Consider the following 25597-nt stretch of genomic DNA (forward strand, 5'->3'; position numbering starts at 1 on the left):
CAGGACGCATGAGGCATCGCGCGAACCCTTACACCATTCACGTCACGTCACGCAGCAAGCATGCGCGCCCTCAGCTTCCGGGCCGTCCGACGATCGCGCCTAGCCCAGTCTCGCCGTAACCGTGTGGACCCCGGAGGCAACGATGCCGTGCGGGTAATCTGCCAGCGCCGATTCCGGAACCTCACGAGCTTCGCCGTGCTCGATGACGACGATAGTCGCATGCAGCAGCTCCACCGACTCCACCTTGCGCACGGACTGAAGCAGGCCGTACATCGCCGAGGCGTGGACGGTCTCTCCGATCTGCCAGCCGCGCCCGTCGAGCTGTCCGCTGCGCGTATCGAGATAGCGGTTCAGCGCCGACCGGCAGTCCGCCTCCGCCGGCACGATATCGTCCGCGGAGCTGACGCGGACGACTACGGTGACGGATACTTCCAGCAGCGCGGGCGGCAGGATGGCGAGCCGACCGCCCTGCAAGAGCAGATTGGAAGCTTTGTCCCGCATCGCCGCTTCGATTTTCTTTTTAATACCCGGGAAAAAAGCGATGCCTTCCCGGCTGCCCAGCGGCAGTGCCACGACCGCGACCTTGCCTGGCGAGCGCCGCAGTCCGGCATCGCGGCCGGGCAGACAGCGCACCTGCACGATCGACGGATCGGCTTCCCGCACGATCCACTCGATATCGGATGCCGACACCGCCCGGCCGCGGTGACGCGCATGCTGCGGGCCCCGCTCCATCGCGCGCGCGAGCGGCTCCGCGTCGCCGCCGCCGACCGCCGCCGCCGGATTGCCGACGCTGTCGACAAAGGCGATCGGCTGCAGCAAGCTTCGAATCGACAGAGCCGGCACATTGCCCCGCGCGCCTTCGGTCACTTGATACGTCACGCGAATCTTATCCGTACCCGCCAGCGGCGGCGCCATGCCCGTCTTGCCGTCGCCGAAGCGCAGCCTGCCCGAAGCTTCGTCGATCTCATAATGCCGGTCGTGCGGGAACGAGGCGGCCAGCGACTCTACCGCGAGCCATCGAATCCACACCCGTGTCTGCCGTCCTTCGCTGTCGCGATGGACCTCGCAGCAGTCCTCGTCCATCTCGGACAATGCCTGATCGTTCACGAAGCCGGTCTCGTCGACCCACACTTCCTGCGAGACGACCGGCGCGGACGCGAGCTGCCAGCCGTCTTCCGACCGCTCGGGGTACTCGTCGTGCAGCGTGCGGCGCTGGACGACGGCCACCGCGTTGCGGTCGACGCGCAGCACGGACGGAACCTTCGCGCCCTTGATCCCATAGGCGCCGTCGCGGTTCAACGCGCGCAGCCATACCCGCTCCTCGCCGAACAACCGGACGGCCATAAGCCCGGGCGGGCCTGCGAACTGAAGGGTGCCGGACTCCGTAAATCCGTTTGTGGCGTCCATCCCCTTCAGCGGCACCCAATTCAGCGTCAGTCCCTCGCGGACGAGCGCCTCCCATTCGACCGACGGCATGCCGCCGTCCGCGGGCACCCGCCTGCCGAGTTGAAAGGACAGACGGATCGGCCCTTTGAGCGGAGGCCGGTCGAAGCCGAGATAGACGGCGGGCGCGGGACAAGCGATCGGCGTGAACAGCTTGAACGGCTCTCCGCCCTGACGCAGCTGTGCCGACTTGTCAGTCCACTCCGCATTGTTGAGCGACAGCGCCTGCTCGGGCGCGAGCCGGGCGGCAGACGGATAAGCGTATGTCAGCGACAGGCGCGACAGGCGGGGCGTCATATACGAGACGACCGGCTGATTGACCGTGTCCATCGCGGCCACGCGCACGCGCAGCCACCAATCGGCATTGCCGTTGACGTAGGTGCGCTGCCAATCGGCCGGACAGTCCAGTTCGAGCGCGTAGCTCTTCTCTTCGCGGTCCGACATGTCGGCGAACAATTCCTCGTACCGTCCGCTGCCGGGCAGCCGCATCCAGCTCTCGCCGTTCCAATATTCCCACAGCATCCGGCGCACGAACAACCGCTGGGGCGGCTTGCGATCGAAGTCGGACGACCGCATGACCATCCGCCACCGCACCTCGGGATCGGGGGCCATGCGCAGCTCCCACGGCTCGCAGCTCGCATCGAACCGCAGCGTCATGCGGCTGCCCCGCTTGCTGAACGCTTCCGGACAGGAGAGATGGAACAGCGAATACTGCACGAATTGCTGACCGAACGGGAAGAAGCCCGCCGGGTCCAGCTCCAGATCGCCCGCGTACAGCAAGGCGGGCGGGATGCCGTCCGGATCGGCCGCGAGGTCGTGCTGGCCGCGCAGCGATAACAGCTCCGCCTCGGGGAGAGCCGACAGCGCCGGAGAGGCGGCCAGCTCGTGCGGATCGGGCTTGACCCGCGCCCGAATCCAGCGCCCCTCCTCGCCGTTGACGTCCGTGGTTCCCAGGGTGCCGGCGGTCGTTTTCCACAATGTCACTTCGTTGCGCTCGCTCGTCACCCGGTCGAACAGCCGCCAGCTCTCGCCCGCCTTGTCGTACCAGGACCATTCCAGATGCTCCGTATTCGCCATCCCGCGCGCCAGCTCCGGCTCGACGTAACGGCTTGCGGCGTTGAACCAGGAGATCGTCAGCCGGGCCGGATGGTCCAGCTCGAACAGCTCGTCGTGCCGGATGTACAGCTCGTGGCGCTGCAGATTGTCCCCTTCCGAGCCGAACACCGCGATCTCGGGCGCGGCGCCGGCCGCCTGCTCGTCCTCGTACGCGCCGGAGGCGCGCACGATAATATCGCGCTGCGGATGGACATTGATCCACTCGACGAGCCGCGCGGGCGTCACCAGCAGCGCCTGCTCCGTCTCGAAGGGAATATCCTCCCCTCCGTCCGGCGCGGCCGCCGCCAGCTGCGTTCCCTGCGGTACGTAGACAGGCTCGTAGGCGCCTTCGGCCAGACGGAACACGGCCAGCGAGCGGGACGGCCTGGCGGGCTGAAGCTTGACGCCGAGCAGCTCCAGAAAAGCGATGAAGTTGTTCAAGGGCGCACGGTTCAGACGTTTGACGTTCTCCTCCAGCATCTCCGCCGCGAGAAAAAACAAGGCGGTGCCCGCATCGGGATCGTCCGGCGAAAATCGCCACTCCGGCGTATAGTGGGGCGCCATCGCTCTGAATCGCTCCGCGAACGCGGCGATATCGCTGCCGTCGATCGGCGGAGGCAGGCGAATGCCCGTCCTGTCCGTTGAATCTGACTTCATGCCCTAGAGTCCTCCCGCTGCGCTGCCCTTTATTTGGTGCCTTCGTCGAGATAATAAGGATACACCTGGTTAAACAAGTTGTTGGTCGAACGGACCACGTAGTCGACGGACAGCAGGATGCGGCCCGGCCGCGACGAGTCCGTCTGCGCGCGCACCTCCACGTCCTTCACGCGCGGCTCCCAGACGACGATCGCCTCTCTGGCGTCGCTCTCGAGCAGTCGCAGCGTCGTCTCGTCCAGCCCGGAGAAGGCATAGTTCGCCAGCCCGCTGCCGAAGCCGGGGCGCATGACGCGCTCCCCGCGCGACGTCATCAGCACGATGCGGATCGCCTCCGCGATGTCGTCCTCGCCTTCGGACATGAGCATGCGGCCGGTCGTGGCGTCGACCCCGACGGGGAAGCGCCAGCCTTTGCCGAGAAATGAAGCGGACATATGCATCTCCTTCCCGCGCGCCGGCGCGAGTGGCGCCGACGGGCGCGCTAGTTGATCTTGACCAGCGAACCTTTGATATTGATGATGCCGTCGCTCTTCATGTCAATGCTCGCGGACGCCTTCAGCGTCAGTTGGGCGGAAGCCTCGATCTTGAGCTGCGTCCCCTTGATCTCGACGGCATTCGGCGCTTCAATCGTGATCTTGCCGCTCTTGTCCAGCGTGATCTTGGCGCCGGCCGACTTGACGACGACCGTCCCTGTCGCGCCTCCGGTCAGCACGACCGATTGGTTCGAATCGTTCGTCGCCACCTCGACCTTGTTCTCTTTTTCGGAGATGTCGAGCTTGAAGCCTTTGGAGGTCTTGATCGTAATCTTGCCGTCGCCGTCCGTATCCTGAAACAGCAGCTCATGCCCGCCTCGCGAGCGAATCTTGCGAATATCGTTCTTGTCGTGCTTGGCCGGCGGCAGGCTGTTCTTGGTCCACAGGCTGCCGATGACGTACGGAAGCTTGAGACTGCCCATCTCGAACGCGACCAGCACCTCGTCCCCGACCTCGGGCACGAACAGCGTCCCCCGGCCGCCGCCGCCCATGAGCGAGGCGATCGGCACCCAGTCCGTCTCATTGTCGTTTTCCCGCACCGCAAACTTCAGCTTGACGCGATTGCGGTTTTCCGGATCGCTGTTGTTCGTGACCGTGGCGACCATGACGCCATTCACGCTGCCCGCATTCGGCCGCAGGCCCGGGCTATCCTGCCCCATCATATGGCATTCCCCTCCACGTTGAAGCTGGTGACGAAGCCGCTTGAATCGATGGCATGCGTCACGTTGCTGAGCAGCATCGGCTGACTGAACTGCCTGCCGACGTTCTCCAGTTTGATGAACCGTCCGGCCCGCAGCTCGGGCAGGCCGATGCACGTCCCGGAGCCGGTGACGAGCTCCATCGCCTTGTCGTGCATCATCGAATCCGCGAGCTTCTGCGCCGCCGCCACCGTCGTATACTCCATGAATTCGGTCTCGATCAGATAGGACGACAGCGCGCCTACGATATTGGGCCCGGAGCGGCCGTTCGTGCCGATGACGTCGACCGCCTTGGACTTCGCTTCGATCGCCTGATGCGTATCCGGATCGATGCCCCGCACGACGACCTGTGTCACCTGATTGGAAATATCGACCTCGGCGGAATAACTGAGCAGGCTTTTGCCGTACGTGAGCGTGAGCACCTCGGCAGCGGACGTATTGCGTTTTTTAAAATACAGCTTCGAGCCGATCACCATGAAGTCGCGCTCATTGTCGAAGGCCAACGAATGCAGAAAATGAAAGTCGCTCACCCGATGCTGCTCGATGCGCGGCACCGGCGTCATCGTGTCGTCGACGACCGGCGTCAGTCCGTACTTGGCGGCTATCTGCTTGACGACGTCGCTCGCCTGCTTGTCCTTCCACTGGCTCGACTGCTTGCTGCGCATCATGAGCATCGACTTGTCCATGCCCTTGACGCTCACGACAGGCAGGCCGCCGGTCGGATAGTCGACACCGACACCGGTGACGATCCCCTCGAACACCGTCTCGAAGCGATCCGTATACCCCATGTTAATCGTAATCGACTTGCCGACGTCGACGAGAGAGCCGAGCCACTTGAGCGAACGGGCGACCGGGTCGAAGGCGTTGGCGATGCGGAAGCTGAAGTGGTCCGAGAACATGCCGGTGCGCGACGTGACGCGCAGCGACGGGATGGCGGCGCCGAGGCGCACCAGGTTTTGCCCGTCGATCAGTATCTCGAAGGACGGCGCGAAAAACGAACGGTATTTGCTCTCCAAAGCAGCGAGGTCGTAGGTTGTCGTATCGAACTTTACCGTCACGCGCTTTTCACTCCAATCTCGGAATCGTCAGCTTGCGCCCCGCGGGCAGCCGTCTCGGATTGTCGATGCCGTTCGCCTCGGCGATCGCCCGCCACTTGGACGGGTCCTCGTATTCCTCGGCGGCGAGCATCCATAGCTGCTCGTCCTGCTTCAGCGTCTTCTGCTTGGTGCGGTCGGCGGACTGCCGCGGCACCTGCTGGTACTGCTCGGTCATGCCAAGCACGGCGCGCAGCGTCACGTTGAGCGTCGCCCGCACCGGGATGCCGGTGTCGAGGAACATCGTGAACCGCTGCGATACTTTCTCCGCCACGCCCTTGAAGTTGAGCGAGCCCCATACGAACCGGCACAGCGGGGGCGCATGCAGATCGCTGTCGACCTGCAAGAGGCCGCTGATCTTCGATGTATGGGTTCGCACGTCGGTTCCTTTTTCATAGGTGTCGAAAAAAAGATCCATCGTCAGCGTCGTCGCTTCGCCGCTCACGAACTGGGCGATCGGAGACTGCAAGCCCGGCACCGAATGCCAGGAGTAGCTGTTGCCGGCCTGAAGCACGTATTCGCCCGGATTGAACAGCACGTCGACCGTCTCCTGCGAATTGCTCTTGATGATAACGATTTTGGCTTTGGAAAGGGCCATCGTGGATTCCTCCGTCAATATCCGCTAAGTCGCTGCTCGAACTTCATCCTTCGCATCAGCGCCGTGTACACCGTATCGGCCAGCCGCTCGGGATCGAGCTCCGGCATCGCGCGGACCGCCTGCTGCAATTGCTCGGCGCTGAGCTGCGGCGGCTGTTGCGGCTCGGGCGGTGCCGGCGGCTGCGCCTCGGCCGCGGGTCTGGGCTGGCGGCGCAGCTCCAGCTCGGCGGCGGGCGCAGGCCCGGCAGCGGGCATCGCCGCTGCCGGGGCCGAAGCCGCCGCTGCGCGCGGCCGCTCCGCGTAGCGCAGCGGCGAGGGCGCGGCGTAGCCGGCGGCCGCTGGAGGCGCGGACGGCGCTGCCGCCGCGGCAAGCGCGGGTTCGGCCGGCGCAGACGGCGCCGCGGTGGCGCCGCGATGCGACATGCCGATGGCAGGCGCAGCGGGCAAGGCCGTCGTGCCGCTGCGGCGCGGCGCGAGGCCGGCCGGCGACGGCAAGCGGCCGCGGCGATGCGCGCTGCCGGGCACGGCGGGGGCCGCCGGATCGCCGGCCGGACGGCCGGACGGCGACATGCGCGCGCCCGGCGCGGGGCGTGCCGGTGCCGGGACGGACAAGGTCGTCCGGGCACCCGGCGCTTGTCTCGTCGTCGCAGAGCCGGACGGCGCCATTCGAACGCCCGGCGCGTGTCTCGACGTCGCCGGGATCAGAGCGCCCCGCGCTTGTCTCACCGGCGCTGTGCCGGACGGGGTCGCGCGCGCGCCCGGCGCGAAGCCGGCAGACTCTGCGCCGCCGATGCGGCGCAATCTCATCGCGCCTCTGGCAGTTGCGCCGACTGTGCCAGTTGCTTCTGCATTAGCGCCAGCTATCCCTTGCGCCGCTACGCGCGCCGTGGCCGGGGCATGAGTCGCCGGCCGGGATTGATGCCGCTGCGTTTGGCCGGTTTTCGTGCCTCTGTGTGCCATAGTTCCCGGCAGCGCGTCGCTTCGATTTGAACGAGTTGCTTCTATAAAAGAAGCTTCTGAAGGGGCGATGACGGCGCTCCCGTTCTCTCCCCGCTTAAGCGTGCGAAGTGGCTGAGCGATCTTGGCCGGGGTGCGATCGGTTCGATGCGTCGTCTTCCGCACAGCCAACGAACCGTTCCGCACCAGGCCCGGTCTGACGTGCAGCATACCGATGCCGGCCGATCTTGCTCCGCCGATGCCCGCTTCGCCCCGACCGGCTCCTGTCCGGCTCAAGCCGGCAGAAGCTAATATGCGGCCGGGGATCCGCGAGCTGCTTGGCATAGCCGCGCTCTCGCGCATTGCTGGCGGCAGCGTCGCCGCTCCCGCAGCCGGAGGAACGCCGGACGTGCCGGACGCGTCGAGACTCCGTTCGCTCGCTCCTTCCGTATCCGCCACCGGGCGCTCCGAGCGCGCTCGGCCGACATCGCGAGCAGGATGCCGCAAATGTCCGACGGTCGGCTCCGCTTGATGCTGATGCCCATCGCGAGCTGCGCCGCGAGTGCCGGATGGCCGTGCGTTCGCAGAAAGCGAAGACGCGGCGTCTAGCGTCCGGCGTCTGCCGACAAGCGGGCCGGACGACAATCCCGGCGCCAAGCCGCGACTAAGCACCAGTCGCGGCGAATCGCTGCGGGCGCTGCCGGCCGCTGCGGCCGACAGACGGGAACCGCGCTCTGTCGGCGTAGCTCGAATGGTTGCTCGCACCGCGGCAGAAGACGATTCGCCGCTTCCGTTTATACCGTTGTCGGCTGCTTCGCGACGGCCTTGCGGCTTATGCGAATGGCCGAGTCGTATGCCCGCTCGCCCTCCCGCAGTCTCCTGGCGCGCTGCGTTCGTCAAGTTTCCGACCGCGCCGAGCTTGAATCTTGGTCTCGCAGCCGCAGCAGCGTGATCGGCCAGAGACTTCATGGCGTCATCCGACCGCTGGACGCGCGCTTCGCCCGCTTTGGCGGCCCGCGCGAAGCGCAGACCGGACGCTGCCGTATGCGATCCGCCCGTCGCGCCCCGCGGGAGCGTCCGCCGCAGCACAAGCTTGGACGCCGGGATGCTCTGTCCGCTCTCCGGGCGTACAGGCTGCCGGATACCTGCCTGACGAACGCCGGTGCGCCCGATCTCGCGCGCTTGTATGACCGGCGGCTTCACTGGCTCCGCGGAGACGGCATTTGCTTGCAGGCCGGGCTGAGAGGACGGTTTGCCCGTACCGGGCAAAGCTGTCCTCTCGGACCGCTGCCGCTCTGCCGAAGTGGGCCGGGAAGCCTCGGCTTCCTTGGACCCGAACGAGTCGGCTCTCTCGGACCGGTTCGATGCGGTTCGCTTAAGCCCCGCCTCCTCGTTCGCCTCTCTGCGCTGGGCCAATCTGCCCGACAGACTGCGGACCGGCCTGGTCTCTTCTTGGCTTCGCGCAGCAGCTTCTTGCTGCTGAGATCGAAGCTCGTCTGGCTCCGGCCGAGCCGGCGCTTGATCCGACTGCTTGGCCCGATCGCCGGACTCGGCGGCGAGCCGCCAGCGGGAGCCGTAGTCCCGGTTCAGCATGGCCGCCTGCGCAACGCCCGTGCCTGCCGGTCGCCGTACGCCGCCGTGAATCAGAATCCCGATCGGCGCCGCACGCGAACCGCCGACCGCTCTCGCTGCAAGCGTCAGCTTGAGCAACCCGGACGGCCGCACGCTCCCGATGTCCCGGGAACCGCGTTGCTCGGCATAGCCCGAGTGTTCCGCTTCGATGGCGGATGCTCCGTCAGTCTTTTCCTCTATCTTTTCTGTCTTTTCTATCTTTTCTGTCTCTTCTATCTTTTCTGTCCCTTCTATCTTTTCTGTCTCTTCTATCTTTTCAGTTGACCGCATTTCTCTCGTCGTTCCGGCGAAAAGCTGCGGCGCTGTATTCGCATGACTTGCATCGACAAACTCGTCTTCGCTCCTAGGAGCCATCGCCGGCGCTTCGTTATTCAATGAAGCGGCCTGTTCGAAGTCGAAGTCGGACGCAACGCTTGGACGAGTTTGTTCCTGAATATGCTCCAGACTTGGCTCTCCAGCCGGACGCGCTTGTCCGGAACGTTCCGATCCGGCTCTGGCGCGCAGTTGGGCGGACCGGATGCCGCTTGGAGCGTCGGCGGCGCTTCGCGCCGGAGCATCATGCGTGCCGTCAAGTTCGCCGCCCTGCAGCTTCCCGTGCGTTTCGCGCACAGTGGAGCCGGGCTGGCTGCGGGAAAAATCCGTTGAGATCGACGCTTGAAGCCGATCTTCTTCAACGCCGCGGACAACAACCGAGCCGTCCGGCTTGTTCGCCGCAGTGCCGGATTGACCTGCGCGAGCGGCATCGCCACTACGTATGCCGACCCGCCCGTCGCTCCGTCCGTCGTTCGTCTCTACTCTATCGACGCCAAGTTCAGATGCTCCCCAGGAACTCCCCTGCTCCGAACGGCTGCGTATATCCGATTCAGTGCGACTGCGAGCATCCGATTCGATACGACTGCGGGCATTCGCTTCGCTGCCGCCAAGCGGCAGCGGCTCCCGGTTGCTGCGGTTCGTCAGATCGGGCGCAGCAGCGCTCCTTCGGCCCAGTCCCGCCATCGGTGTCGCGGACGAATCCGGAGACGTTAAAAACTGCGCGCCGACCTGTGGGATCGCTGCAGCAGCCTCGGTGATCGCCCGTCTTGCGGCCGATCCCGCAGACGGCGTCGTTCCGCGTGGCGCACCCGCATCCGAGCGCGGCTCCCCGCCGCGGCGATGCCGCCGGCCAATCGCGTACACGTACCGGGGCGACGAGATCGTCATAGTGCGCTTGTCGGACATCCCGCTCCGAACGCCGCCGGTCAGCCGCGCCAGCAGCTGCCGCACGGCCGGCACCGACACGGCGATGATACCCGTCCGCGGCATCTGGCGCGACGATTCCCGTGCGGATTGCCGTGAGCCGAGACCTGGCAGCGGCATCTGGCGGCGGATGTCGTTCTGCCGTCCCGATTGCTGCGCAGCCGGAGTTCCTGTTCCTGTTCCTGTTCCTGTGCCTCTGCCGAGCTCGCCTGCCGCAGCAGCACCGGACGCCCTGGGCTGGGCTGCCTCCGCCTTGCCTGCCGGCAAAACGCGATCCCTGCCAAGCGCGGACGCGCCGTCATGCGGCAGTTGCCCGGATAGGCCGGCAGCGTCACTGCCCGGCTCCGATAGCAGCCGGACATGATCTACAGCTTCCTGCTCCAAGCCTGACGTCTCTGCGCTCGCGACATCGCCCGAACCTTGCCGGATACGATTCCCGTCCACGCCCAAGCCGCCGTCGCCCGTCCGCCCTTTGTCCCGGTCCGAACCTGCAAGCCCGCCCGGCGCGCCGCTGACGCCGCGTGCGCTCATCAATGACTCTTGAGCGCCGGCCCGGGACGCCGGCCGGTCGCCGATTCCCGGCACGCGCGTCTGCGGTCTGCCCGGCTGCTCTAATGTTACATCCCGCTTATTCTGCCGCACGGGCGGAAGATCGGCATGAGGGCGCGGGCTATCCCGCCCATCCCGGTTGTGGACAGACGGGCCGCCCGACTCCAGTCGCGCCTTGTCGTACACCGCCTCGTCCCGATCCATGCGTTCAAGCGGGGCCTTCTCGCCCTGATCCACTCTTCCTGGCTGCACCTTCTGAACTCGTTCCGTGCGCCCATGCGATGCACTCTCAGACCGCTCCATCCGTTCTGACGGCGCCTTCTCAGACCGCCCGGTGCGCCCATTCGATGCCGCCTCTCCCCGATCCTTGCGCCTCCCCGGCGCAACCTCATCGCGATCCCTACGCACTTGCCGCTCTTGCGGGGCCACCGTCTCAACGCCCGGCCGCGGCGCAGCCTGATACGGCGCGTTCACGGCCAGCTCCCGCACGATCCGCTGCTCGCGCACGATGCGTTCGACTTCCTTGACGACGACCGTATGCCGCTCGACGATACGCTCCCTGACGATCGTGCGGGTCTCGACCGGCCCCCGGACGGGCGCCGGCAGCTTGATCGCCGGCGAAGTACCCGCGCGAAGCTGCGAACGCGGTGCCTGCGCCTCCTGCCGGCGCTTGCCGGAAGCCGGAGCCGCGCGGAAGACGAGCGCCGGACGGGCAGCACGGCCCTGTCCGCGAAGCGACGCGTACTTGCGCTTGATAGCTTCGGCGAAGGACGCATACTCCGTCCGCGCTCTCCCAAGCTCCGCGGCAGGGGGAATTCCCCCTCTGGCTCGCTTCATGCTACCCCTCCTTCCGACCGCTCTGACCTTCCGCTCACCCGCCTGCCGCCGTTCTATTTCCGATTAAAAATCGCCTTGATGCCGTTGTGTACAAGCTCCACCGACTCGATGGCGATATCGCTCGACCGGGCGTCAAGCGACGGACCGCTCCACTTCACCGGATACGCCTCGAAAAAATTCCAGCGGCACAGCTCCTCGCCGTCCTGACGATACAGGATGATCGAGCCGCTCTTGCGCGTCACGGTCCCCCGCACGGTCTGATCGTACCAGTCCCACAGCGCCGACGACGAGGAGAAGCCGCGACGCAGCACGATCTGGGAATAACGCGTGCCCTTGGGCAGGCGATGGGTGTACCCGTTCACGCCGCCTTCGCGATACTCCTCGAACTCCGTCTGCGACTCGAGCCCCTGCACGTCGGAGAAACCGGCCACCAGCATACCGTCCAGCTCCACGTCGAACCGGAAGCTGCCGAGCACGTCGCGTGCAACGCCGTTTGCCGTCATCTGGAAGCTCACCTCCTGCCGAATACGTCGAACGGATTGTTTTTGTCCGGCTCGTCATTCAGCTTCTTGTTGATCTTGGAGATCTCGTCGCACCAGCGGCGGCGCTCCCGATGCTCCATATCCATAATCTCGTCGTGCGGCCAGTGGAAGTAATAGGCGATGAAGCCCACCTCTTCGTACAGACGCTCGGCAGGATACGTTACGAGAGGCCCTCCGCTACGGACAAAAAATCCACTTCCACCTCGAACTCGTGATCGCATTTCGGACAAATTGTTTCGAGCTTGGGTGTTTCAAGATCGTTGATCTGGCGGTATATGTTCTGTAAGTAGGCGAGGTCTGCCGTAAACAGCTTTTCTATGACTTTGGTATCGACATGCTTGAGCTCTCCGAGCCGGGTGACTACCCGCGCGAGCAGGATGACGGTCAGGTAGCTGGCGTTCTGCTGGACGCGCGGGTCCCGCATCGGCAAAATCTCGTCGGCGGCCGTGGCCAGCCTCATGACGCCGCGCTTGTGCAGATTGCCGGCATCGTCGACGTATCCGCGCGGAAGCTCGAAGTCGTATTCGGTTTGAAAAGCCATGGATGGCGTCCTCCACTCGTTGAATTCATATTGAAACGCCGGTCTGTCGGACTAAACCGCCCGTCGGCCGGGTCATGTGCGGTAACGGCGAACTGCAAGAAACGCGGGTCCGGCATAGCGGACCTGCACTTCTTGCAATCGGCTACGCGCGCCGCCGGCGCAACAAAAGCGCAGGCGGTACGACACAGCGATGCTCCGACTTAAATGCGGGAAGGCCGCTCCGCGGGCGCAAAAAATCGCTGCCGCGGGTCAGCCCTCTCGCCGCCCGTCAGGGCTCTGATTGTTATTGCGAACGCGTCATGCCTTCGTGCGCCAGCTCGAGCAGCTCGATAGCGGCTTCGGAGCCTTGACCGTTGAAGTTGGGCGCGGTGTAGCGAACCGGCCAAGCTTCGATGACTTGCCAGGTCGCCACGTCCGTGCCTTCTTCGTCGATGGCGATGATCGTGACGGTCTTGCGTTCGACCGTGCCGTTCACGCAGTCCTGAATCCATTCCCACAGCTCGAGGGAATCGGTAGCGCCCCACTTGAGGCTGATGTTGCCGTAGCGCGCGAGGCCGGGCAGCTTGCGCGGCGTGATGACCTCGTTGCCTTCGCGGTACTGGATAACGTCGAACGAAGCGTCGAAGCCCGACACTTCACTGAAGCCCGCCTGCTGCAGACCTTCAAGCTCGACGCGGAATCTAAAATTGCGGTACGGATCCGTACGTTCTCCTGTCATGGGAATCCCCTTCCGTGAATATCATGAGCGCCTCCGGTCCGGACGGCGCGATCAAGTTAGGCTGGCTTTATTCGGAGCCGGTCTTCTGCGTGATGCGGAAGATGACGAATTCGGCCGGCTTGACCGGCGCGACGCCGATGACGCAGATGAGGCGGCCGTTGTCGATGTCGTCCTGGGTCATCGTGGAGCGGCCGATATCGATGAAGAACGCTTCGGACGGGCTGGACCCGACGAGCGCGCCGTCGCGCCATACGCGTGTCAGGAAGGCGTCGATCGTGCGCTGCACGCGCGCCCAGAGCTGATCGGTATTCGGCTCGAAGACAACCCAGTTCGTACCTGCCTTGATCGATCCCTCGAGGAAAATGAACAGGCGGCGAACGTTGATATACTTCCACTGGGAGTTGGAAGAGACGGTGCGGGCGCCCCATACGCGGATGCCTTGACCGGTGAACGAACGGATCAGGTTGACGCCGGCCGGATTCAGAATATCCTGCTCGCCGGTGTTGTACTGGACGTCGAGTCCGACGACGCCGCGCAGCACCTCGTTCGCAGGCGCCTTCTGTACGCCGCGCGTCGTGTCGGAGCGGGAGTACACGCCTGCCATCGTGCCGGACGGAGGCACGAAGATATTGCGCTTGTCGAGCGGGTCGAACACGGACAGCCACGGATTGTAAAGCGCCGCATAGCTGGAATCGAACAGATTGCGGTGGGTCATGACGTCCGCCACCTTCGTCTTCTCGCGCGGAATATCGAGAATGGCGAAGCGACTGCCCAGATTCTCGCAATGCGCGACCAGGGACAGTTGGACGTTCGGATCGGTCACGCCGGGGATCGCCATGATGCTGACCACGTCGTTGTCGATGAACGACTGGATGCCCGTGCGGCGGCCCGGTCCGCGGTCTTCGCCGATGAAGTCCGCGGCGGACAGATTGCCGACGGTGCCGTCGCTGCCGCCGGTCAGGACGAATTCGAGCACGCCTTCGGCGTTGCCGGTCAACTGTTCGAGAGGCGCGACCGCAGCCGTCGAAGTGACGAGCGCGCAGATGTCGACCAGGTTGGAGCGTCCGGCCACCTTGTCCAGGTAAGACGGCGCTTCAGGGTTGAGCGATACTTTCTCGAAAATCTCGACCTCGTCTCCAAAGACGACGGTCAGCGTAAATTCGCTCGTCGACAGCACCTTCGTCGGCAGCAGCGCAGTGTCGACGACGTCGCCGGCCAGCGGCTCGGCCAGCTCGATGACGTTGTCCTGCACGCTGACGATCCGGCCAAGCTGCACATCGTCACCGTCCGCGAACGATACGACGTCGCCGGCGTAAAATCCGTTTGCGTTTTTAACGCGATAGCGCTTGTCGGTCACTTCGTAAATCTGCGTCTTCGCCTTGCTGGCGGGCGCCAGCGATACGCTGACCAGACTGCCCCATGCGCCGGGGTTCTTGGCGGAGATGGAGAGGACGTCCGCCAGATTGTCCGCATTGGACGCAGGCTTCGCGTCCGGCGGCGCTACCCGCATGACGTAGCAGCGCGAGCCGCCGTTCATGAAAAACTGCTCGACCGCATAAGCAAGAAAACGGTAACTGCCGAATGCGCTCTCGGACAAATACGATCCGAATGCCCGCTGAAAGTCCGCCGGTCCGGTCACAAGCAGCGGCAAGCCTTCTACCGCGCCGCGCTGGGCCAGTCCGATAAAACCTGCCGTGCTCGTGCTGACGCCCTCGAGCGGTCTGGACCCGCTCTCGAATTCCTCCACATATACCCCTGGCGATAAATACTCTGCCATATTCCCCGGCTCCCTTGCGGATGCGTCCTGATGTCGTACGCGATGTGGCATCCGCCGGCAGCCAGTTCCTCCTCTCCGGTGTTGGGATAGGTGATGCGCGGCAGCGAAGCGTCTCGTATCGCCGGCCATGCCGACTTAACGATAGCGAAGACCCGCTGCCCGCCCACCCTCTGATTCTGAATCAATGACGCCGCGCCTCCGCCTCGCGGCGAAGCGCTCCGACGTCATATTTGCGTTCAAGAACTCCCGCCCGGCGTCGGTCTCTCGACCGGTCGGAATTGCGAAGCGTTGACGTTAAGCGATCCGCGACTTGGCGTGCAGGGTCGCCCCCCTTCGATCGATGCGGTCCGGCGGCCGCCGGACCGCCCTCACCCGGGGGGCCATTGTATCTGCTCCTGCCAAGCCAGGGCGCCGCCTGCCGCCGTCCAATCGGCCCGCGTCCGTGCGCCGCCGAGGGTCAGCTCGGCCTTCACGCGGAACGTTGGCGGGTACGCGCCGCGCAGCGGCAGCGTCACGATCCCGTCGCCGTCGGTGCGCGCCGCCGATGCGGGCAGCAGCATCGCGCCCCGCCGCCAGTCGCGGGCGGTCGGCGCTTCGAGCGCCAGCGCCCCCGGCTGACCCGTGTCCGGCCCGGCACGGCACCGCTCCACGGCCTTGCCGCCGCGATCCATGATGACGAACGGATCGCCCGGCAGCAGCCTGCCGTTCTCGGGCGCGTATCGCAGCGCCGCGGATCCGTCCTTGCAATCGTCCGCCAGACGGCCGCGGCCGCAGCCTTCTTCCTCCGTCCAGGCGAACACTGCTACGCCCGGCACAGGCTTGCCGGCGGCATCGGCGATGCGCAGCCGCAGTCCCGTCGCGCCGGGCGGCGGGTCGAGCCGCGAGCCGGGCAGCATGGGCGCGATCACGACGGGCGCCTGCTTCGGCAGTGCCGTCAGGTCGACCGCGCTGCGCCACGGCAGGCGGAGCGGCGCCTCTACGACGACGGTGCAGGCCGTGCCTGCCACGTCGATGAAAGCGCAACCGCCGTCGGATGTGCGGAGCGGCCTGCCGGGGAGCCCTTCAAGCCGGACGGATACGTCCGGACCGGACAGGGCGCGCCCCGTCCAGGCATCGACGGGAAGTACGACCAGCGAGCAGCGGTATACCGAGGTTGACTCCGCTCTCATGGCCGTTCCCCTCCCCCGATGTCCTGCAGCGTGATGCGCCGTTCGACGACGCGGGGTCCCGGCTTCACGCGGTTCGACTCCAGCAGGATCGGACCGACCTTGTACACGAGCGACAGCTTGTAGGGCAGGTCGCCGAACTGCCACAGCCGCACGAGCTGGTCCGTGTCGAGGTTCTCCGCCGTGATGCGCAGCTCCTCTCCGCTCATGGCGAGCGATCCTTCGAGATACGGCGCGCGCAGCACCGCGTTGTCGTACAGCACCTGCACGACCTTGCCCAGCATGAGATGCTCGTCCAGCGTGCGGGCCAGCGGCTCGGCTGCGGAGTGCGCCGTGACCAGGTAGGTCAGATCGAGCGCCAGCGGGGGGTATCGAAGCTGTCCGCCCTGCGTCTGCATCGTATTCCTGCGGGCGTCGCCACTCTCCCTGACGCCGACGAGATACAGGGACAGGCTGAGGTCTCCCTTGTCCGCCGGAGAAGCCAGGCCGATCAAGTCCGGACGGGCGACCGGATCGGGCGACAACTGCTCGCGCAGCAGCTTGAGCAGGCTCGAACCGACTTCAGCGATCGCGGTATAAGACCCGATAGATGCCACCCCTCCCGAAGGCATAAAATATATGCTAAGAATCCCAAGAGATTCCTACAATTTTCGCCAATATTTTTATTATATCGGCATTTGCGTCCAGTGGCTATCCAAAACTTGCAACCTTTTCAGGTATCGCATTCAGGCGTCGTAGGGCGCAAAGTTGTCCTTGACCCAGATTTTCCCCATCTTGCGCAGCTCCTGGGCGGCGCCCCGCACCAGATGCGCCATGCCGATCGGTCTGTCCTCTCCCGCCGCCAGGAAGGCTGCGGTCAGCACGATATTTTTGATATGTCCGCCCGCCACGTCCAGCCGCGCAGCCAGAAAAGCCAGATCCAGGTCTTCGTCCGTCGGCACCGATGGCGGCAGATGCGCCCTGAAAATCCGCTCGCGGTCGCCCGCGTCCGGCGCCGGGAACTTGACGACCGCGCTCATGCGCCGCAGCAGCGCTTCGTCGAGATTCTGGAGCAGGTTCGTCGCCAGAATCGTCACCCCGTCGTACGCCTCGATCCGCTGCAGCAAGTACGCCGCCTCCATGTTGGCGTATTTGTCGTGGGCGTCCTTGATCTCGGTCCGCTTGCCGAACAGCGCGTCGCCCTCGTCGAAAAAAAGGATCGCCCCGCTCTGCTCCGCCTCGGCGAACAGCTCGCGCAGCCGCTGCTCGGTCTCGCCGATATACTTGCTCACGATGCGCGACAGATCGATCCGGTACATCTCGAGGCCCAGCTCGGCGGCGACGATCTCGGCGGACATCGTCTTGCCCGTGCCGGGCGGGCCGGCGAGCAGCAGATGCAGGCCCGTACCGTAAGGCAGCTTGTCGCGGAAGCCCCATTCCTCGAGCACGCGTCCGCGATGGGCGAATCGTCCGCAAGCTTCCTTCAGCAGCGCCAGCGGCTCTGCCGGCAGCACCAGATCGCTCCAGCCCCGCTTCGGCACGATCCGCTCCGCCATCTCGGACAGCCGGTGGCGGAACTGGCCGCGCGAAGCTTCCTCCAGCTCGGCCGCCTCCGGCCAGGCGCGGCCGGCGCCGGCGGCCAGTACGCGCGCCAGCCTCCACGCCTGCTGCGTCTGGCCCGGCGAGAGCCGGTACTTGTCGGCCAGCTGTTCGAACAGGCCTTCCTCGTAGCGTCCGGGCATCGGGCCCGGTACGCCTTCTCGGCCATGCGCCGCAGCTTGCTGCCACAGCGCCGCGCGCCGCGCGGCATCCGGCAGGCCGGCTTCGGCCTGCCAGTATGTCCGTCCCTCTGCGCCGGGCAAGGCGTGAGGCGTGCGTCTGTCCCGGCTCGTCCAGCAGACGAGCGGCCGCGCGGCGAACGCGGCATAGTCGCCGAGCGCGTCGCCGAAGACGCCGAGCAGCGCCGGCTCGGGCGCCTTGCCGCTCTCGCCCTCCGCGAAGCAGAGCGCCGCGCCGCCGAGCAGCGCCTCTCTGGCGATGCGCGCGAGCGCGGCGGCCAGCTTGAGCGGATCGGCGGGCAGCCGGTCGACGCGTACGCAGAGCAACGGCTGCCCTCTGGAGGCCGCAAGACGACGGGCCCGGAGCAGCTTGCCCGAGCCGGCCGGTCCCCATAGCTGCACCAGCGGCCAGCCGGTCTGCGGCTTGTCCCCCGCCAGCGGCTGCAATGTATGCCATGCCGCATCGTCGTCAGGCAACTCCGGCAGGTCGCCGTCGGCCGGCCCCAGCAGGCGGGCGATGCCGTCGAGCCGCCAATCCACAGCCTCCGCCTCCAGCGCAAAGCTGACGATGCGGCGATCGAGCCGGAGCGGATCGCGCAGCCCCGGCGCTCCGGCATAAGCCTCCTCGCCGGCATCGAACAGCAGGCGGCGCGCCTTGGGTCCTGCGAGCGCGCGCCTCGCTGCGGCGCGTTCGTCCGCCGAATCGCACAGCAGCCGCAGCGCCAGGTCCGGCGTGGCCGACTTCAGCGTCACGTCGTCGTTCAGATAGCCGAACCATTTTTCGTAGCGGCGGCTGCACTCGCCGGCGAGGCCGAGCACGACGAGCCGCCGCTCCCAGCGCGACAGTCCGAGCCGCTCCGTCAGCTCGGCCAGCGGCAGTGCGATGCCGTGAAGCACGCTCCGGCGCTCTTTTTCCGCCATCCGTTCTTCCGCCTCGCGCCGCCGCCGGACGAAGTCTTCCCAGCGCTCCGCGGGAACTTCCTCCTCGTCCCTCGGCCGGATCAGTTCGCCCGGCGTCACGACGAGTCCTTTCAGCGCGGCCAGCGGGTCCGCCAGCGGATTTTCTCCTTCCGGCCCGAGCAAGGTCTGGAGGCCTTCCTCGAGCAGCAGCAGCTCGTCCGCCAATAACTGCGCCCCGTCCCGATACATTCCGTCGCCGCTCAATGGCGCGCCTCCTCTTTAGCGACGCATCAGGCTCAGCACCGCGATATCGTCCGATTGCGGCGCTCCGTCCGCGAACATGAATACGTCCATCAACAGGGCATCGATCACCTCGGCGCTCGACATCCCCGGCGTCATCTTCAGGAATTGCTGCAGCCGCTGCCCGCCATATTGCTCCTGCGCGCTATTCTCCGCTTCGGTGATGCCGTCCGTGTACAGCACGAGCCGGTCGCCGTCCGCGAGCGTGACCACGGTATCGTAGTAGCTCGATTCGGGCATCGCCGCGAGCGGCAGACTTTTCCGCAGCTTGAGCGGCAGCACTTCGCCCGTCGACCGGACGAGATACGGCGTGCAGTGGCCGCCCTCGCTGAGCGTCGTCTCGCCGGTCTCGACGTCGAATACGCCGCATACGATCGTCGCGAACAGCATCGGATCGTCCTTGGCCAGCTCGTCGTTGACCATGCGGAGCAGCTCGCCCGGAGACAGATCGGACCTCATCTTGCCCTTCAGCAGCGTCAGCGCGACCGCCATGAACAGCGCGGCGGGAATCCCCTTGTCGGACACGTCGCCGAGCGTGAAGAACAGGCGGGTCTGATCGATCTTGTAAAAGTTGTAAAAATCGCCGCCGACCTCCTTCGCGGACTTGAGCAGCGCGCAAATGTCGAACGGCTCCTGCGCCGAAGGCATCGTGCGCGGCAGGAAGCTCATCTGGATGCCGCCCGCGATCTGCAGCTCGCTCTCCAGCCGCTCCTTGATCTTGGTCGTCGCTGCCAGCGCGTGCACAGAGCTCTCAAGCTGCTCGTACAGCCTGCCGTTCTCGAGCGCGACCGCCATCGGCAGCGCGACAGCCTCGAGCAGCAGACGGTCCCGATCGGTGAAAGGCCGCCCCCCCGTCTTGTTGACGACCTGGAGCACGCCCTCCACCTGGCCGCCGTTGACGATCGGGACGGTCAGCAGATTGCGGGTCACGAAGCCCGTCGTCTCGGCTACGCGGCTGGACCAGCGCGGGTCTCTCGCCGGATCGTTGACGACGATGCTGTCGCCCGACTGCGCGACGAGTCCCGCGATGCCCTCGCCCAGCGGCAGACGGATGCGCTTGACCTCGTCGCCTTTGCCTCCCGTCGCCACTTCGAAAAAAAGCTCCTGCCTGTCCCGGTCGAGCAGCAGCACCGAGGCTGCCTCCACCGGCAGTATCGTCTTGGCCCGCTCCACGATCAGCCCGATCTGCTCGCTCCGCTTGAGCGTGGAGTTCAGCTGCAAGCTGATATCGAGCAGCGTACGGGCCCGCCGCACGCGCGACCTGCAGACCGCGCCGACGGCCGCCGCACCGGCCAGACCGCCCGCCAGCAGCGCGGGCACGGCCGCCATCCACCACTGTTCCATCGATCCATCCTCCGTCCGAATCCGCTGCGCCTTCGAACCCGACGCATCGTCGATGCCGCGCCGATCCGCCTCTCGCCTTTCTCCGCTTCGCTTCGCGGCTTTATCGGCCTGCCAGGCGCTCCACGGCCTCATCCGCCGCATCCGCCGTCTCCAGAATGCCGAGCAGTCCCGACATCTCGAACACCTCGCGCACCGCTTCGTTCATGCCCGCGCAGATCAGACTGCCTTTGATCGCCTTCGTTTTTTTGGCGGCGACGAGCACGACCCGCAGCCCCGCGCTGCTGATATATTGAAGCGCCGTCATATCCAGCACGAAGCGGCTGTGGCCCTCTGCCGCCAAGCCGCCGAACGCCGTCTCGGCCTCCGAAGCGTTCTGACCGTCGAGCCGCCCCTCTATCGCCAGGACGGCGACGCCGTCCTTCACCGTCGCGTTCAAGTTCATATGTAACACCTCTTCTATTCGTATTTAATCATCGTGAGCCGGTTGCCCGACGGCAGCCGCTCGTAGCGCACATCGTCCATCAGCCGCTTGACGAAGTATACGCCGAGCCCGCCGATCGGGCGGCTGTCCAGATCGAGCGTCAGATCGGGGTCGGGCTGGCCGAGCGGGTCGAACGCCGCCGCATTGTCCTCGAGCACGAGCCGGACGCCGCCTTCCGCAGCCGCCGCGGACAGCCGGATTCTGGGGATGCCGCCTTGCGGATAGCCGTAGGAAATGATGTTCGTCAGCAATTCCTCGCAAGCGAGCGTCAGATGATGCTGCGTGCGCGCGTTCCAGCCGAAGCGCCCCGCCGCGTCCGCCATGAAGCGGTGAAGCATGTCGATGTCGGAGCGCTCCCCGTCCAGCGTCAGCACGCAGCCGTCGTCTTCCGCCTGCCTTTTGTTGTCGTCGCTCGCAGCCACTGTCTTCCCTCCGTCCGCCGCCCGCAGCGGTCCTGTGACGTACTCTTTCACGCGTATCATACCATATAACGACATTTTTACGACAAAAAAACGACGGATTTCGATCGGTTTTCTATCTCTTTTGCCGTATGGCACTGCCTTTTTAATATCGGCGGCGCGCCTTTCAAAACTTTTCGTTTTTCATTGGAAAATTTAAGCTATAATAAGGGACAAATCCATGTACGGAAAAGAGGTTGCGAGCTTGAGCCGATCGTATGCCAAGTCCCGTCCGCAAACGTCCGCCGCAGCGGCGGAACGCGCCGCCTCGCCGCAGCGGGGCAAAGCCGTCCAACTGCTCGCCATGCAGCGCTCCGTCGGCAACCGGGCCGTCCTGCAGATGCTCCGTTCCTCCGGCGCTGCGCTCGAAGAGGAAGCCGCCCCCGCCCAGCGCAAGGCGGAGCGGCCCGGCGCGCTGCCGCTCGACGTGCAGGCGAAGATGGAGAAGGCGATGGGCGCGGACTTTTCCAACGTCAACGTCCATACCAATTCTTCGCAGGCTTCCGCCGCGGGCGCTCTGGCCTATGCCCAGGGCAACGATATCCACTTCGCTCCCGGCCAATACGACCCGGACACGCAGAACGGCCAGAAAATGATCGGACATGAGCTGGCGCATGTCGTGCAGCAGCGTGAAGGCCGCGTGCTGCCGACCACGCAGCTCAAGAGCGGGCTGCGCATCAACGACGATCCGGCATTGGAGAAGGAAGCCGACGCGATGGGCGAGCGGGCGGCCGCAATCCCGGACCAGAGCGCTCCGACGATTCAACGGATGGCGGATCGTCCGACGCCGGAGCTGCCGGAGCATGTGGCTCCTTTTATGCCGGGGCAGCGGTCATGACCGCCGCTCGTCGCACTCGCCCGTCCGTCGCGCCGTTTTTTACGAATCCGCAACCAGCTTTTGAGTCGTCCATTCTCGTTCATCGCCAAGGAGACATGCAGTCATGAGCGCATTCGAAGCCAAATCCCGCACCTCCCCCGCCGCCGCAGCGTCCAGGCCCGCCCGTGCCACGGCAGCTCCGGCGACCGCGACGCTGCAGCGCATGCAGTCTCCGGCCGCCATTTTGCAGATGCAGCGCGCATTGGGCAACGCCTCCGTCCTCCAGCTGCTGACGGACCCTAGCAAGCTGCCCGCCTCGATGCCTTCTCCCAAGTCGGCGACGCAGACATCGCTTGCCGGCGCTCATTTGCGCAGCTTCAAAAAGGAAAACGACGCGACGGGCAACGAGACGTTCGAGGTCGATGCCAACACGATGGTCGGCGGCAAGATCAAGTATCGCGGCGAACTCGACATGTACGAGATCTACGACAAGACGGGCAATTGGAAATTGGCGAAGTTCGGCAGCGATTACGGCTTCATCCGCAAAGAAAAATTGAAGCCGATGGGCGGTCTGTCGGGCGCGCGGGACAAGCTGGCCGAGATCAAGGCCCAGCAATCCGGCGGTGCGCTGTCGTCCGTCGGCAACGCTCCCGAGGACGACAAAGACGCGCTCGAGGATAACGCGGAGCTGGCGGATACCGTCAAGGAACTCGGCACGCTCGTGCCGGGCGCCAAGTCGGAGCAGTTGGAGATGGCGATCGACGACCTGAAGGGCGTCGCGGGCAAGGAAGACGACAAGGACGCGCTGGAAAACGCCAAAAGCCATCTCGACGTCGGCACCGGCCCGCTCGACTTCGTCATGTCCGGCGTCGGCGGCCTCGTCGCCATGAAAAAAACGCTGTCCGCAGCCCGCGACACCGAGAAGTCGGGGCATGAAAAGCGGATGGACGTCGCGGAAGGCGTCATCGACACGGCCAAAGCCGGCCAGGAGCTGGTCGAAAGCGGCGCCTCGGTCGTCAACGACGCGGGTGTCGTTCACACCGGCGAAGGCATCGGCCACGCCGAGGCGGTCAGCGACTGGTCGGGCTCGGTCGGCGAAGCGATCTCCGCGATCAAGAGCGCATTTTCCGTCGTCAAGGGCATATACGATATGTTCAAAAAAGGCATGAGCGACGAGGGCCTCAGCAAGGACGAAGCGATCACCGGCACGCTCGACCTGCTCGAGAACAGCCTGCAAGCGGCGCAGGGCGTGGTCAAGACGGTCAAGTCGATCAAGGACATCCTCGACGTCGGCACGGCCGGACTCGCCACCGCCATCCCCGGCATCGGTATCGCGATCAGCGGCATCTCGATCACGATCAAGACGTACAATTCGATCAAGGCGACCGTCTCGGTCATGAAGATGACCGCGGCCAAGCGGGAGTTCAAGGGCGCTTACGGCGCGGGCGGCAAAAACAAGGACTATATCGTCGCTTCGAAAAAGCGTACGCTCGGCGGCGTCCATCTGTGGTCGACCAACGCGGGCACCGATCCGGTGAAGCTCAAGGCGCGCAAGGACCAGCTCATCGCGCTCGGCGCGAATGCGGATGCGGAAGAAGCGCAGGAGCTCAAGGACATCCAGGATTACGAGCTGGCCAAGGAAATGAAATATATCAACCGCAAGCGGCAAATCCGCGGTACGATGGAGATCGGCCTGGAGATGACAAACATTGCCGGCGATATCGCTACGCTTACAGGTGTCGGCGCCCAGGTCGGCGTGCCGCTGAAGGCGGCGGCGGCCGGGGCCGGCGCGACGATGAGCGTGGCGCGCACGGTCAAGCAGATGGGACGCGACCGCGCCGCCCAACCCGGCGCCTGGGGCGTCACCAAGGCCGTCTTCAACGCGGACAAGTCGTCGGCCGTCAAGCTGGCCAAGCGGATCGAGCATAGCAACCTCATTCTCGAGATGGTCGCCGCGCTGCCCGAATACCGTCCCGGCGACGAGAGCACCCTCAAGCAGTACAAGCGCGTCGAGAACTTCATCGCCGCCAGCGGCATCTCGCCGAGTGAGCTGTACCGCCTGAACGGCAACGTCGAAAAGCAGCGCGAGCTGCTCGTCAAAGGCATGAAGGAGCGCTGAGGCGTTTGAACAATAGTGCCCACACCGAGATTGAGGAGATGAGTTATATATGGACGCCAACGCAATCTATGCGCGCGATCTGGCCGAACTTGGATTTCTGGAGCGCTCGCTCACAGAGGCAGGGCTGCCCTGCCGCCTGATCGAACCGACGGAAGGCGTGCCGATCCCCGCCCTGCTCGCGGCGACAGAAGCGGGCGAAGACGGGCGCGAACGCTACTTGACCTTCACCTTCGTCCCGCTGGCGGACGAGGATATCGGCGATATTCGCCTGCTGCAGCTATACACCGTCGTCTCCCCTGCCGTGCAGGCGGATCGCCGTGCCGAGCTTGCCGAGCTGCTAATGACCGTCAACGGGCGCATGCCCTTGGGGCATTTCGGCCTGAATGAAGCAAGCGAGCTATACTACCGCTACGTATGGGCTGTGAGCGACAAACATCGGCTGCCCGATCCGGAGACGCTGCATGTCACGGATCTGTTCCTCATGACGCTCGGCATGTTTGGACAAATGGCCGGCAACGTCGCAGACGGCCGTCTCACCGCCGCAGAAGCGCTGGCCGACTTGGACGCATAGGATCGCAAAAAAAGCCAGATGGGGTCATCCATCCTGGCTTTTTTTTGCGTTATCTGCTTTTTCGCCCAATCCGCCGCCTCCACGCTAGATAAGACGATGGCACATCCTTATTTCGCCCAATCCGCCGCCGCCACGCCCAATAAGACGTTGACACATCCTTATTTCGCCCAATCCGCCACCTCCACGCCAGATAAGACGATGGCGCATCCTTATTTCGCCCAAACCGCCACCTCCACGCCAGATAAGACGATGGCGCATCCTTATTTCGCCCAAATCGCCGCCACCGCGCCCAATAAGACGATGACACATCCTTATTTCGCTCAGCCCGCCACATCCACGCTAGATAAGACGATGGCGCATCCTTATTTCGCCCAAACCGCCACCACCACGCCCAATAAGACGATGACACATCCTTATTTCGCCCAAACCGCCGCCGCCACGCCTAATAAGACGATGGCACATCCTTATTTCGCCCAATCCGCCACCACCACGCCCAATAAGACGATGACACATCCTTATTTCGCCCAATCCGCCGCCTCCATGCCAGATAAGACGATGGCACATCGCTAATTCGCCCAATCCGCTACCGCCACGCCCAATAAGACGCTGACACATCCTTATTTCACCCAAACCGCCATCGCCACGCTAGATAAGACGATGGCGCATCCTTATTTCGCCCAATCCGCCACCGCCACGCCCAATAAGACGCTGACACATCCTTATTTCGACCAATCCGCCACATCCACGCTAGATAAGACGATGGCGCATCCTTATTTCGCCCAATCCGCCGCCTCCGCGCCCA

Annotated in this window: 21 protein-coding genes; 4 read left to right on the plus strand and 17 right to left on the minus strand. The window is 65.0% G+C overall.

The features are described 5' to 3' along the window. Positions 1-99 precede the first annotated feature (99 nt). From VQ071_RS08885 to VQ071_RS08965, 17 genes are all read right to left on the minus strand, one after another. Entirely contained in the window at positions 100-3195 is a 3096-nt protein-coding gene (locus VQ071_RS08885) for a baseplate J/gp47 family protein (RefSeq protein WP_340513599.1), read from the minus strand. 29 nt (positions 3196-3224) lie between these two features. Then, positions 3225-3626 carry a GPW/gp25 family protein gene (locus tag VQ071_RS08890; protein ID WP_340513601.1) on the minus strand — a complete coding sequence of 134 codons (402 nt, stop codon included), beginning with the start codon at positions 3624-3626 and terminating at the stop codon, positions 3225-3227. Between the two features lie 47 nt (positions 3627-3673). Further along, the gene (locus VQ071_RS08895) at positions 3674-4387 is read right to left on the minus strand and encodes a phage baseplate assembly protein V (RefSeq protein ID WP_340513602.1); all 714 of its coding nucleotides are present in this window, start codon (positions 4385-4387) and stop codon (positions 3674-3676) included. Further along, positions 4384-5481 carry a phage late control D family protein gene (locus tag VQ071_RS08900; protein WP_340513603.1) on the minus strand — a complete coding sequence of 366 codons (1098 nt, stop codon included), beginning with the start codon at positions 5479-5481 and terminating at the stop codon, positions 4384-4386. The genes VQ071_RS08895 and VQ071_RS08900 overlap by 4 nt, the downstream gene beginning before the upstream one ends. A 7-nt stretch (positions 5482-5488) precedes the next feature. After that, positions 5489-6115 carry a CIS tube protein gene (locus tag VQ071_RS08905; RefSeq protein WP_340513604.1) on the minus strand — a complete coding sequence of 209 codons (627 nt, stop codon included), beginning with the start codon at positions 6113-6115 and terminating at the stop codon, positions 5489-5491. Between the two features lie 14 nt (positions 6116-6129). Beyond that, the gene (locus tag VQ071_RS08910; protein ID WP_340513605.1) at positions 6130-11304 is read right to left on the minus strand and encodes a hypothetical protein; all 5175 of its coding nucleotides are present in this window, start codon (positions 11302-11304) and stop codon (positions 6130-6132) included. A 53-nt stretch (positions 11305-11357) separates the two neighbouring features. Continuing rightward, positions 11358-11807, minus strand: coding sequence for a phage tail protein (locus VQ071_RS08915; protein ID WP_340513606.1), 450 nt, complete (start codon positions 11805-11807; stop codon positions 11358-11360). An 8-nt stretch (positions 11808-11815) separates the two neighbouring features. Beyond that, positions 11816-12067, minus strand: coding sequence for a DUF6760 family protein (locus VQ071_RS08920; protein WP_340513607.1), 252 nt, complete (start codon positions 12065-12067; stop codon positions 11816-11818). Continuing rightward, the gene (locus tag VQ071_RS08925) at positions 12007-12387 is read right to left on the minus strand and encodes a phage tail assembly protein (protein WP_340513608.1); all 381 of its coding nucleotides are present in this window, start codon (positions 12385-12387) and stop codon (positions 12007-12009) included. The genes VQ071_RS08920 and VQ071_RS08925 overlap by 61 nt, the downstream gene beginning before the upstream one ends. A gap of 283 nt (positions 12388-12670) precedes the next feature. Beyond that, complete coding sequence (locus VQ071_RS08930; protein ID WP_340513609.1) at positions 12671-13105, minus strand: phage tail protein; 435 nt, start codon at positions 13103-13105, stop codon at positions 12671-12673. Positions 13106-13172: 67 nt separating this feature from the next. After that, positions 13173-14882 (minus strand): phage tail sheath family protein, encoded by a 1710-nt coding sequence (locus tag VQ071_RS08935; protein ID WP_340513610.1) that lies wholly within the window; start codon positions 14880-14882, stop codon positions 13173-13175. Between the two features lie 368 nt (positions 14883-15250). Continuing rightward, positions 15251-16051 (minus strand): hypothetical protein, encoded by an 801-nt coding sequence (locus VQ071_RS08940; protein ID WP_340513611.1) that lies wholly within the window; start codon positions 16049-16051, stop codon positions 15251-15253. Next, a complete protein-coding gene (locus VQ071_RS08945) occupies positions 16048-16644 on the minus strand; it encodes a DUF4255 domain-containing protein (RefSeq protein WP_340513612.1) in 597 nt (198 codons plus the stop codon). The genes VQ071_RS08940 and VQ071_RS08945 overlap by 4 nt, the downstream gene beginning before the upstream one ends. 129 nt (positions 16645-16773) lie before the next feature. Continuing rightward, positions 16774-18969, minus strand: coding sequence for an ATP-binding protein (locus VQ071_RS08950; protein WP_340513613.1), 2196 nt, complete (start codon positions 18967-18969; stop codon positions 16774-16776). Between the two features lie 15 nt (positions 18970-18984). Next, complete coding sequence (locus VQ071_RS08955) at positions 18985-20481, minus strand: PP2C family protein-serine/threonine phosphatase (protein WP_340513614.1); 1497 nt, start codon at positions 20479-20481, stop codon at positions 18985-18987. After that, positions 20450-20791, minus strand: a complete 342-nt coding sequence (locus VQ071_RS08960) for an STAS domain-containing protein (protein ID WP_340513615.1) — start codon at positions 20789-20791, stop codon at positions 20450-20452. Before VQ071_RS08960 ends, VQ071_RS08955 begins: the two co-directional genes overlap by 32 nt. Before the next feature lie 14 nt (positions 20792-20805). Then, complete coding sequence (locus tag VQ071_RS08965; protein WP_340513616.1) at positions 20806-21312, minus strand: ATP-binding protein; 507 nt, start codon at positions 21310-21312, stop codon at positions 20806-20808. Positions 21313-21493: 181 nt separating this feature from the next. Between VQ071_RS08965 and VQ071_RS08970 the strand changes: the two genes are divergently transcribed. From VQ071_RS08970 to VQ071_RS08985, 4 genes are all read left to right on the plus strand, one after another. Continuing rightward, positions 21494-22126: an eCIS core domain-containing protein gene (locus tag VQ071_RS08970; RefSeq protein ID WP_340513617.1), complete on the plus strand. Its 633-nt coding sequence runs from the start codon at positions 21494-21496 to the stop codon at positions 22124-22126. Between the two features lie 103 nt (positions 22127-22229). Next, positions 22230-24224 (plus strand): hypothetical protein, encoded by a 1995-nt coding sequence (locus VQ071_RS08975; protein WP_340513618.1) that lies wholly within the window; start codon positions 22230-22232, stop codon positions 24222-24224. Between the two features lie 49 nt (positions 24225-24273). Continuing rightward, on the plus strand, positions 24274-24795 hold the full coding sequence (locus tag VQ071_RS08980; RefSeq protein ID WP_340513619.1) for a YbjN domain-containing protein: 522 nt from the start codon (positions 24274-24276) through the stop codon (positions 24793-24795). 18 nt (positions 24796-24813) lie between these two features. Continuing rightward, positions 24814-25365, plus strand: coding sequence for a hypothetical protein (locus tag VQ071_RS08985; protein WP_340513620.1), 552 nt, complete (start codon positions 24814-24816; stop codon positions 25363-25365). Positions 25366-25597 lie beyond the last annotated feature (232 nt).

Source organism: Cohnella sp. 56, from assembly GCF_037963805.1.
GTDB lineage: Bacteria > Bacillota > Bacilli > Paenibacillales > Paenibacillaceae > Cohnella.

Coding starts and splice junctions, on each gene's coding strand:
- VQ071_RS08930 (WP_340513609.1), bottom strand. CDS start 13,105: ATGACAGGAGAACGTACGGATCCGTACCGCAATTTTAGATTCCGCGTC.
- VQ071_RS08985 (WP_340513620.1), top strand. CDS start 24,814: ATGGGGTCATCCATCCTGGCTTTTTTTTGCGTTATCTGCTTTTTCGCC.
- VQ071_RS08940 (WP_340513611.1), bottom strand. CDS start 16,051: ATGAGAGCGGAGTCAACCTCGGTATACCGCTGCTCGCTGGTCGTACTT.
- VQ071_RS08915 (WP_340513606.1), bottom strand. CDS start 11,807: ATGACGGCAAACGGCGTTGCACGCGACGTGCTCGGCAGCTTCCGGTTC.
- VQ071_RS08925 (WP_340513608.1), bottom strand. CDS start 12,387: ATGGCTTTTCAAACCGAATACGACTTCGAGCTTCCGCGCGGATACGTC.
- VQ071_RS08980 (WP_340513619.1), top strand. CDS start 24,274: ATGGACGCCAACGCAATCTATGCGCGCGATCTGGCCGAACTTGGATTT.
- VQ071_RS08960 (WP_340513615.1), bottom strand. CDS start 20,791: ATGAACTTGAACGCGACGGTGAAGGACGGCGTCGCCGTCCTGGCGATA.
- VQ071_RS08920 (WP_340513607.1), bottom strand. CDS start 12,067: ATGCGATCACGAGTTCGAGGTGGAAGTGGATTTTTTGTCCGTAGCGGA.
- VQ071_RS08905 (WP_340513604.1), bottom strand. CDS start 6,115: ATGGCCCTTTCCAAAGCCAAAATCGTTATCATCAAGAGCAATTCGCAG.
- VQ071_RS08895 (WP_340513602.1), bottom strand. CDS start 4,387: ATGATGGGGCAGGATAGCCCGGGCCTGCGGCCGAATGCGGGCAGCGTG.
- VQ071_RS08890 (WP_340513601.1), bottom strand. CDS start 3,626: ATGTCCGCTTCATTTCTCGGCAAAGGCTGGCGCTTCCCCGTCGGGGTC.
- VQ071_RS08935 (WP_340513610.1), bottom strand. CDS start 14,882: ATGGCAGAGTATTTATCGCCAGGGGTATATGTGGAGGAATTCGAGAGC.
- VQ071_RS08955 (WP_340513614.1), bottom strand. CDS start 20,481: ATGAGGCCGTGGAGCGCCTGGCAGGCCGATAAAGCCGCGAAGCGAAGC.
- VQ071_RS08975 (WP_340513618.1), top strand. CDS start 22,230: ATGAGCGCATTCGAAGCCAAATCCCGCACCTCCCCCGCCGCCGCAGCG.
- VQ071_RS08965 (WP_340513616.1), bottom strand. CDS start 21,312: ATGATACGCGTGAAAGAGTACGTCACAGGACCGCTGCGGGCGGCGGAC.
- VQ071_RS08885 (WP_340513599.1), bottom strand. CDS start 3,195: ATGAAGTCAGATTCAACGGACAGGACGGGCATTCGCCTGCCTCCGCCG.
- VQ071_RS08910 (WP_340513605.1), bottom strand. CDS start 11,304: ATGAAGCGAGCCAGAGGGGGAATTCCCCCTGCCGCGGAGCTTGGGAGA.